The sequence below is a fragment of the Halomonas sp. BC04 genome (assembly GCF_000568385.1).
The window spans coordinates 1-7,895 of the sequence record NZ_AZQX01000328.1 but is presented as its reverse complement, the minus strand read 5'-3'; the positions used below and the strand labels follow the sequence as shown (position 1 = coordinate 7,895).

6 protein-coding genes and 2 pseudogenes are annotated in these 7,895 nt (G+C 64.7%); 3 read left to right on the top strand and 5 right to left on the bottom strand.

All coding sequences use genetic code 11. From position 1 onward, the window contains the following. From Q427_RS22260 to Q427_RS22250, 3 genes are all read right to left on the bottom strand, one after another. Positions 1-911: NAD(P)H-dependent flavin oxidoreductase (locus tag Q427_RS22260; protein WP_081786156.1), on the bottom strand; the 911-nt coding region annotated here is incomplete at its 3' end. After that, on the bottom strand, positions 908-1,900 hold the full coding sequence (locus tag Q427_RS22255) for a YihY/virulence factor BrkB family protein (RefSeq protein WP_043517375.1): 993 nt from the start codon (positions 1,898-1,900) through the stop codon (positions 908-910). The genes Q427_RS22255 and Q427_RS22260, both read right to left, overlap by 4 nt. Before the next feature lie 7 nt (positions 1,901-1,907). Beyond that, a complete protein-coding gene (locus Q427_RS22250) occupies positions 1,908-2,435 on the bottom strand; it encodes a retropepsin-like aspartic protease family protein (protein WP_043517373.1) in 528 nt (175 codons plus the stop codon). 156 nt (positions 2,436-2,591) lie between these two features. Between Q427_RS22250 and Q427_RS22245 the strand changes: the two genes are divergently transcribed. Continuing rightward, positions 2,592-3,830 (top strand): E22 family MetX-like putative esterase, encoded by a 1,239-nt coding sequence (locus Q427_RS22245; protein WP_051496603.1) that lies wholly within the window; start codon positions 2,592-2,594, stop codon positions 3,828-3,830. Here Q427_RS22245 and Q427_RS22240 read toward each other — a convergent pair. Together Q427_RS22240 and Q427_RS22235 are read right to left on the bottom strand one after the other, a co-directional pair. Further along, a complete protein-coding gene (locus Q427_RS22240) occupies positions 3,827-4,585 on the bottom strand; it encodes a sulfite exporter TauE/SafE family protein (protein ID WP_231613857.1) in 759 nt (252 codons plus the stop codon). The two genes, Q427_RS22245 and Q427_RS22240, sit on opposite strands and share 4 nt — an antisense overlap. Beyond that, positions 4,585-5,960: pseudogene (locus Q427_RS22235) on the bottom strand (MFS transporter). Before Q427_RS22235 ends, Q427_RS22240 begins: the two are co-directional and overlap by 1 nt. Before the next feature lie 300 nt (positions 5,961-6,260). Between Q427_RS22235 and Q427_RS31600 the strand changes: the two are divergent. Together Q427_RS31600 and Q427_RS22220 are read left to right on the top strand one after the other, a co-directional pair. Continuing rightward, positions 6,261-7,646 (top strand): substrate-binding periplasmic protein, encoded by a 1,386-nt coding sequence (locus Q427_RS31600; protein WP_155833663.1) that lies wholly within the window; start codon positions 6,261-6,263, stop codon positions 7,644-7,646. After that, positions 7,643-7,895, top strand: a pseudogene (locus Q427_RS22220) (hypothetical protein); the annotation flags it as partial. The gene Q427_RS31600 and the pseudogene Q427_RS22220, both read left to right, overlap by 4 nt.

The following is a 7,895-nucleotide window of genomic DNA, read 5'->3' as shown; positions in this document are numbered from 1 at the left end:
GATGGCCGCCGTGGCCAGCGGGAAGGCCGGCGCACGGTGCTGATCGGCCCTAGCTCGCGCATCAGTCGCGTGACGATACCCCGCGCCGGCCGGCCACTGTAGAGGTTGGTCAATGCCGTGTGACGCGCCGCCTCACTCTGCAGGGCACGGCGATGCAGCGACGAGGTGGTCGCTTCGGGACAGCAGAGAAAGGCGGTACCGACCTGAACCGCATCCGCCCCCAGCGCAACCGCCGCCGCCACGCCACGGGCATCGGCGATACCGCCGGCGGCGATCACCGGTATCGATACGGCCGCCTTGACCTGGGGCAGCAGCGCCAGGGTGCCGACCTGGGTGGTGAGGTCCTGGGTCAGGAACATGCCGCGATGGCCGCCCGCCTCGAGCCCCTGAGCAATCACCGCGTCGGCACCATTGGCCTCGAGCCACAGGGCCTCCTCCACAGTGGTGGCCGAGGAGAGCACCGTCGCCCCCCAGGCCTTGACCCGCTCGAGCAGCGCCGGCGATGGCAGGCCGAAGTGAAAACTCACCACCTCGGGGCGAAACGCCTCCAGCACCTCGCAGGCCTGGTGGTCGAAGGGGCGCCTGCCGGCACCCGACGGTACGCTGTCGATGTCGAGACCCAGCTCCGCATAATAGGGCGCCAGCGCCTGATGCCAACGCGCATTGCTGGCGGGGTCGGGCTCTGGGGACAGGTGGCAGAAGAAATTGACGTTGAGCGGGCGTGAGGTCTGCGCGCGAATCCTTGCGATCTCGTCGCTCATGGCCTGGGGGCTCAGCATGGCGCAGGGCAGCGCCCCGAGACCGCCGCCTTCGGCCACCGCGATGGCCAGCGCCGAGCCCTGAACGCCGGCCATGGGGGCCTGAAGGAGGGGAACCTCGATGCCGAGTCGCTGGGTCAGGGTCAGGCTCATGATTCGTCTCCATGCTGTGTTTGCCTGGACCGCCGCCAGGGTCGCTTGGGACCCAGGGTGTCGGCGGCATGGGCGCCGCGCTCGCCCATGGGCCGTGGTTCACCGATGGTGGTGTCCTTGCGGGTCTGTCGCTCCATTTCAGCGTTGATCTCGGCGCCAAGCAATACGACGAAAGCGGAGAGCCAGAACCAGAGCATCAATACCACGACGGTACCCAGCGAACCGTAGAGCTCGGCCATGTCGGCCACATGGCTCACATAGAGTGAGAGCCCGCCGGAGCCCAGCAGCCACAGCAGCGTCGCGGTGACGGTGCCGACGCTGACCCACTCCCAGCGCGGCGCACTGCGGTAGGGGCCGAAGCGATAGAGCACGGCGATGATCAGCATCATGAGCAACAGCAGCACCGGCCAGCGCAGCCAGCCGATGACCCTGACCGTGGTGCTGTCCAGGCCCAGCATGCCGATCCCCAGGGGGAAGAGTGCCACGAAGATGGTGGCCGCCAGGGAGACCAGTATCAGCCCCAGGGTAAGGATGGCAACGATCAACGCACGCTGAAGAAGCGGGCGACGCTCGCCCTCGCCGTAGACAACGTTCAGTCCGATCAGCACTCCACGCACACCCTTGGAGGCCACGAACAGCGCCACGACAAGGCTGATGATGGCCGTCAGGCTGAGCCCGGTATCGGTGCTCTCGCTGATCTCCCGCGCCTGCTCATTGATCAGGCTTGCCCCGCCCGGCGGCATGAAGCGGCTTATTTCGTCGATCTGGCTAACGATCTCATGGGGATCGTAGGCCAGCGCCCACAGGGAAATAACGGCGGCGATGGCAGGAAACAGCGATAACAGGGCGTAGAAGGCGATACCGGCCGCAAGCATGTTGACTCGGTCATCGGCCAGCTCCTGCTTGACTCGCCAGATGACGTCCAGCCAGCCTGGACTCGGTATCTGCTTGGGTCGTTCCGCCCGGCGGCCTCTCGGTTGGTCGGTCATGAACTCCTCAGGGTTGCTGTGCCGGGCGCAGGATCATCCGGGCATCGCGAATCTCGATATCGAAGCGGTTGAGAAAGCTCATGCCCAGCAGAGCCACCTCACCGTCCAGCCCCGGGCTGATGGAGCCCCGCACTTGCCCTGCGGTAAATCCCCCCAGGCTGACCTCATCCAGCGTCGTCAGGTCCCCGCGCACGCGGCCGTTGGCGGTATTGAACCAGGCCGAACCCGCGCTTTCCAGGCCGAGCCGGTCGGCCATATCCGCAGGCACGGCGACATAGGTGGCACCGGTATCCAGCAGAAACTCCACCGGCTCGCCGTTGATGCGTCCGGTGGCCATGAAGTGGCCCGAGCGGTTGCGCTCGAGGACGACCGGGTCATCCTCGCCAGTCACAGCATTGACCAGATGGGCGTTAGGGTTGCGCTGCTGCTCGAGAAAGCCGTGGAACCACCAGGCACCGGCACCGATGAACAGTATCCAGAACAGCAGCATCATACCCAGCCCGGTCCGTCGGACCGATCCGTCACCACGGCTCATAGCAAGTCTCCCTTGGCCATTGTCGGGGGCAGCCCTTTTGGCATTGACACCCCTGCGCCTGCTGTCTGTACTGAAGAGCGCTTGCCACCCTGGGCCATGAAAGGCCCTGCGTGAGCAGACGACTATCGCGCGAACGACTACAACAAGGATAGCCCCATGCATGACAGCTTCGAGTATTCGACCCTCGCCTCGGCAAAGCATTCCCTCACCCCGCAGCGCCTCACCGGTGTGACACTCTGCGCCAGCGCCCTGCTGCTTGCCAGCTCGGCGGCTCTGGCCTGGGATGGACTGGTGGAGAAGCAGGTCTTCGAGATGGACGAGTACACCACCGTCAGCGGCGAAACCATCGCACCGGTAAAGATCGGATGGGAGGCCTACGGCAGCCTAAACGAAGCAAAGGACAACGTGATCCTGATCACGCATTTCTTTTCGGGCACCAGCCACGCCGCGGGGCGCTATGCCGATGACGATGCCGCACCGGGCTATTGGGACGCCATCATCGGGCCGGGCAAGCCACTGGATACCGACGAATATTACATCATCTCCTCGGATACCCTGGTCAATCTCAACGCCCATGACCCCAACGTCACGACCACCGGCCCTGCCTCGATCAACCCGGAAACCGACGAACCCTGGGGACTGGACTTTCCGCTGGTGACCATCCGCGACTTCGTCGAGGTACAGAAGGCCCTGCTGGAAAGCCAGGGCATCGAACAGCTGCATGCGGTCATGGGGGCCTCCATGGGAGCCCTGCAGGCCTATGAGTGGGCCAGCGCCTACCCGGAGCGGGTCGAGCGGCTGATCCCGGTCATCGGCGGCGGCCAGAGCGACCCCTGGCTCCTCGCCACCCTGAGCGCCTGGGCCGCCCCGATCCGGATCGACGCCAACTGGAACGACGGCGACTACTACGATGGCGAGCCGCCCCTGGACGGACTGCGGGAAGCGCTCAAGCTGGTGACCCTGACCGCCAATCACTGGCAGTGGGCCAACGAGACCTTCGATCGCAGCTGGGCTGACGAAGACGCCGACCCCACTCGCGACATCCACGCCCGCTACGCCATCGAGCAGACCCTCGACGATATCGCCGCAGCCCGCGCCGAGGTCGCCGATGCCAACCACCTGCTCTATCTGGTCAAGGCCAACCAGGCCTTCGTCACCGGCCACGGCGAGAGTCTGGAGGAGGGACTGGCCGCCATCGACGCGCCGACGCTCATTCTCTACAGCGAGAACGACCTGGTCTTCGCTCCCGAAGGCGTCCGCGATACCGCCGAGATGATCGGTGCCGACGGAACCCCGGTGGAACTGGTCACCCTGGACGGCAACCGCGGCCATCTCGACGGCGTGGTCGGCATCGGCCAGGCCGGCGACCGGATCCGTGTCTTCCTCGCCGATTAGCCGGAGAGTAGCGCTCTCAATAGCAGATAGCCTCCCATCACCAACAGGCCGGTGAGGAAGACTCGCCGGAAGGCGGCCTCCGACAGCCGGTGTCGGAGTCGCTGCCCCAGCTGCATGCCCAGCAGGGCGGGCACCACCGCCATCAGCGAAAGCATGGCCAATTCGACGGTGAGCAGGCGCTGCTCACCCATGGAAAAACCCAGTGCCGCGGTCGTGACCACGAACAGCACACCCATGGCCTGGATCAGCATGTCCCGCGGCAGGCCCAGCGCCTGCAGGTAGGCCACGCCCGGAAAGACCGACGAGCCGGTCATGCCGGTGATCAATCCGGTCAGGGCACCATTCACGGCACCGGCATGGCGACCATGGCGCATGATCGCCCCTCCCCCAAGGCGAAAGAGGCCGGAAAGCGCATAGTAGATGATCAGCACCCCGAGCAGGGCCGAGAGCCAGCGCACGTCCACCCTGGCCAGCACCGACACCCCCAGCCAGACGGTGACGGTGGACGCCAGCAGGAAAAGCCAGAGCCGCTGCAGGATCTGCCTCAGATGCCCCCCGACCAGCGCCTGCCAGATATTGGTGATGATGGTGGGAGCCAGCAACAGTGCCATCGCCGAGGGCAACCCTACGGTGGCCGTCAGCAGGGCCAGCGACACGGTCGGCATGCCCATGCCGATGACACCCTTGACGGTACCGGCCACCAGGAAGGTCAAGGCCACCAGCGTCAGCAGCAGTGGATCGAGCAGCAGTGACACTAGCCTGCCCCTTCCTGAATCGGGTTGCGCACCTCCCAGTCGCGGGCCGCCTGCTGGCCACGGGCCTGATTGACGGCAAGGCAGATCAGGATCGCGGTAATGAACAGCGCGGCACATAGCAGGATGGAGGCCTGCAGGCCAACCACCGTCTGCAGCAACCCCAGGCCGATGATGCCGAAGACGCCGGCGAGCTTGTTGGCCAGCCCCCAGAAACCGAAGAACTCGGCCGCCTTGCGTGTGGGCGAGAAGAGTCCCACCAGGCGCGACTGGCCGACTGGCTCGATCCCAGGCTGAGCCCGGCCAGGCAGCCCACCACCAGGAAGAGGTGCTGCGCTTCCCACTCGAGCCCCAGGCGAACATTGAGGAAGGCCGTGACTTCCGGCGTGGCCCAGATGGCGAAGATCGCCGCCACCCAGAGCGCCAGGGTGAGCAGGTAGGTGAGCTTGGTACCGATGCGGTCCTGGATGAAGCCGAAGCCCAGCGCCCCCGCCGCCGCGGTGATCTGGACGATGATAAACATGATGTTGCGGATCGCCTCGTCCCAGCCGATCACCTGGGCGCCATAGATGAAGGCGAAGGCAATGATGATGTAGACCCCCGCCATGGAGAACAGCAGCGAGACCAGGAAAATGCCCAGATCGCGGAAGTGCCTGAGTTCGTGCAGGGTCGTCGCCACCCGTTCCCAGGCGATCTGGTGGTAGGACTTGCCCGGCGGCTGCGGCGTGCCGCGCTCCTTGACCCAGAGAAAGGTGGGAATGGCCGCTACCAGGAAGAAGCCTGCCGCGAAGGGCCCCACCCAGCGGATACGCTCGAAGTTGTCCTCGGTGGCTTCTCCCAGTACCAGCAGGGTGAAACCGGCGGCGAAGAGACCGCCCACATAGCCCAGCGACCAGCCGAAGCCGGATATCTTGCCCATGTCCTCCGGCGGCCCGAGGTCGGGCAGGAAGGCGGCGATGAAGGACTCGCCCATGGAGTAGGCGTAGTTGGAGACCACGATCAGCAGAAGGCCCAGCACCACATAGCCGGGCTCCACGAAGTAGAGCATCGCCGTGGCACCCACGGTGGCCAGGTAGCTGACGAACAGGAACCGCTTCTTGGCGGCATGGTAATCCATGACCGCGCCGCACAAGGGGCCCGTGACGACCACCATCAGATAGCTCACGGCCAGGGCGAGGCTCCACAGCAGGTTGGCCAGCCGGTAGCCGTCGTCGCGGTCGCCGACGATCACCGTGGTAAAGAGTTCACCGAAGACCACGGTGATGATCAGCAGGGTAAAGGCCTGGTTGGCGAAGTCGAACATCGCCCAGCCGAAGATCTCCTTTCTCGACGCCCGCTGCCGGGGCGTGTCGCCGGCAGCCGCAGGAATCGCGCTCATAGTGTACTTTCCTTGCCATGGGTGGGCCCGTTCGGCTCATAGCCTATCAGCTAATGACGTATCGGTAGCATTGACTACAAGGATTGGTATTTGCCTGCCACTGATCGGCAGTATCAGCGACGTTAGCCAGGGTCTCGACACGGCCGGCCCCGGGAGAAGTTACGCCGCTTGCGTTGGCGCTGCGAAGATGACTTTTCGAGCACCATCGACTAGGTTGGTTTCGGCAGCTGCCAAGCGCAGCCACGCTCTCCAAGGATATTGGCATAAAACAATACCAAAACCGGAGGCATCGACAGCCGCATGAGAAAATGGCTACTGTTTGCACTCTGTCTGCTGTTGCCTGCTCCGGCGTCTGCCGGTCTGGACGAGCTCACTTTCATCACCGAAGAGTACCCTCCGTACAACTACAAACACGGGGAGCGGTTGGAAGGAGTCTCCATCGAGACACTCGAACGCATCTTCGAGGAGACCGCTACGCCCCTGTCACGGGACGACATCCTCTACTTGCCCTGGGCACGCGGGTACGAGACAGCTCTGACGGACCCCGGCACGGTGCTTTTTTCCACCACCCGCACCGAGCAGCGGGAGTCGCTGTTCCAGTGGGTCGGGCCCATCGCCACCGACCGGGTGACGCTGATCGCCCGGCGCGACAGCGACATCGAGCTCGACAGCCTCGACGACCTGATGACTGGAACCTATCGTGTCGCGGTCATTCGTGAAGACATTGGCGCCCAGAGGCTGCACGAAGCCAAGGTACCCTCCGACCAACTGCACCTGGCCATGTCCAATGTCAGCGCCCTGAAGATGCTCGAGCGTGCACGGGTCGACCTGTGGGCCTACGGCGAGGATGTGGCATTCTGGCTGATGGAGGAGCACGACCTGCCCATCGCCGACTTCATGTCGGTGCTGACCATCAGCAAGTCGGATCTCTACTACGCCCTGCATCGCGATACCGACCCGGACCTGGTGGCGCGCATGCAGGCGGCACTGGATGCCCTCAGGCAGCGGGGTGAGCTGGGCAATGCCCATGGTACTGAAGTGACCTTCAATACCGAGGAGTATCCTCCCTACAACTATCAGACGATAGAGGGCACCATCGACGGCGAATCGACCCGGCTGCTGCGGGCCGCCCTGGAGAGTGCCGACCTGACCGCCAGATTCCGCCTGCTCCCCTGGGCACGCGCCATTGCCGAAGCCCAGTTGAGGGAAAACCACTGTGTCTATTCGACGGCACGCACACCCGAGCGTGAACCCCACTTCACCTGGGTCGGCCCCCTCGGAGCCAACGAGTGGGCCGCCTTCAGCCTTGCCGACGCTGGCGTGGAGGCTGACTCGCTGGACGAACTGAGTTCACTGCGAGTAGGGAGCTTCCGCGAGGACGCGGCGGGACAGCTCGCGGAACGGCAGGGAGTGCCGATCGTCACCGCCTCCGCCGAGCGTGAGAATATCGCGCGGCTGCAGGCAGGCCTGATCGATGCCTGGGTCACCAACACCCAGACGGCGCAATACCTCGCCAGTGAAGCGGATATCGAGCTTCGCCAGCTTTTCGTCTTTCATGACGCACAGCTCTATCTCGCCTGTCACCCCTCGGTCCCCGACGCTTATGTCACCCGCCTGCAGGCTGCCATCGACAGGCTTAGAGCCGCCGAGAGCATCCAGCTCGAGTCGAGAGTCGTCGACTCATGATGCCCGGTCTCCCGACGCGCCAGCGGCGCGCCCAGCGAAGCAGCCTGACCGCCAAGCAGGCCGTGCTGACGCTCTCCATCGCGCTGCTGCTGAGCATCATCGCCGGTGCCATCGAGCTCGCCCTGGATGCTCGCAAGATGCGGCAGGAAGTCCAGAGTCAGACACAGCACCGGCTTGATCTGGTTCACGGCACCGCCGCAGAAGCCGCTTTCCAGCTCAACCCCGAACTGGCAACCCAGGTGGTGGAGG

Coding starts and splice junctions, on each gene's coding strand:
- Q427_RS22255 (WP_043517375.1), bottom strand. CDS start 1,900: ATGACCGACCAACCGAGAGGCCGCCGGGCGGAACGACCCAAGCAGATA.
- Q427_RS22250 (WP_043517373.1), bottom strand. CDS start 2,435: ATGAGCCGTGGTGACGGATCGGTCCGACGGACCGGGCTGGGTATGATG.
- Q427_RS22245 (WP_051496603.1), top strand. CDS start 2,592: ATGCATGACAGCTTCGAGTATTCGACCCTCGCCTCGGCAAAGCATTCC.
- Q427_RS31600 (WP_155833663.1), top strand. CDS start 6,261: ATGAGAAAATGGCTACTGTTTGCACTCTGTCTGCTGTTGCCTGCTCCG.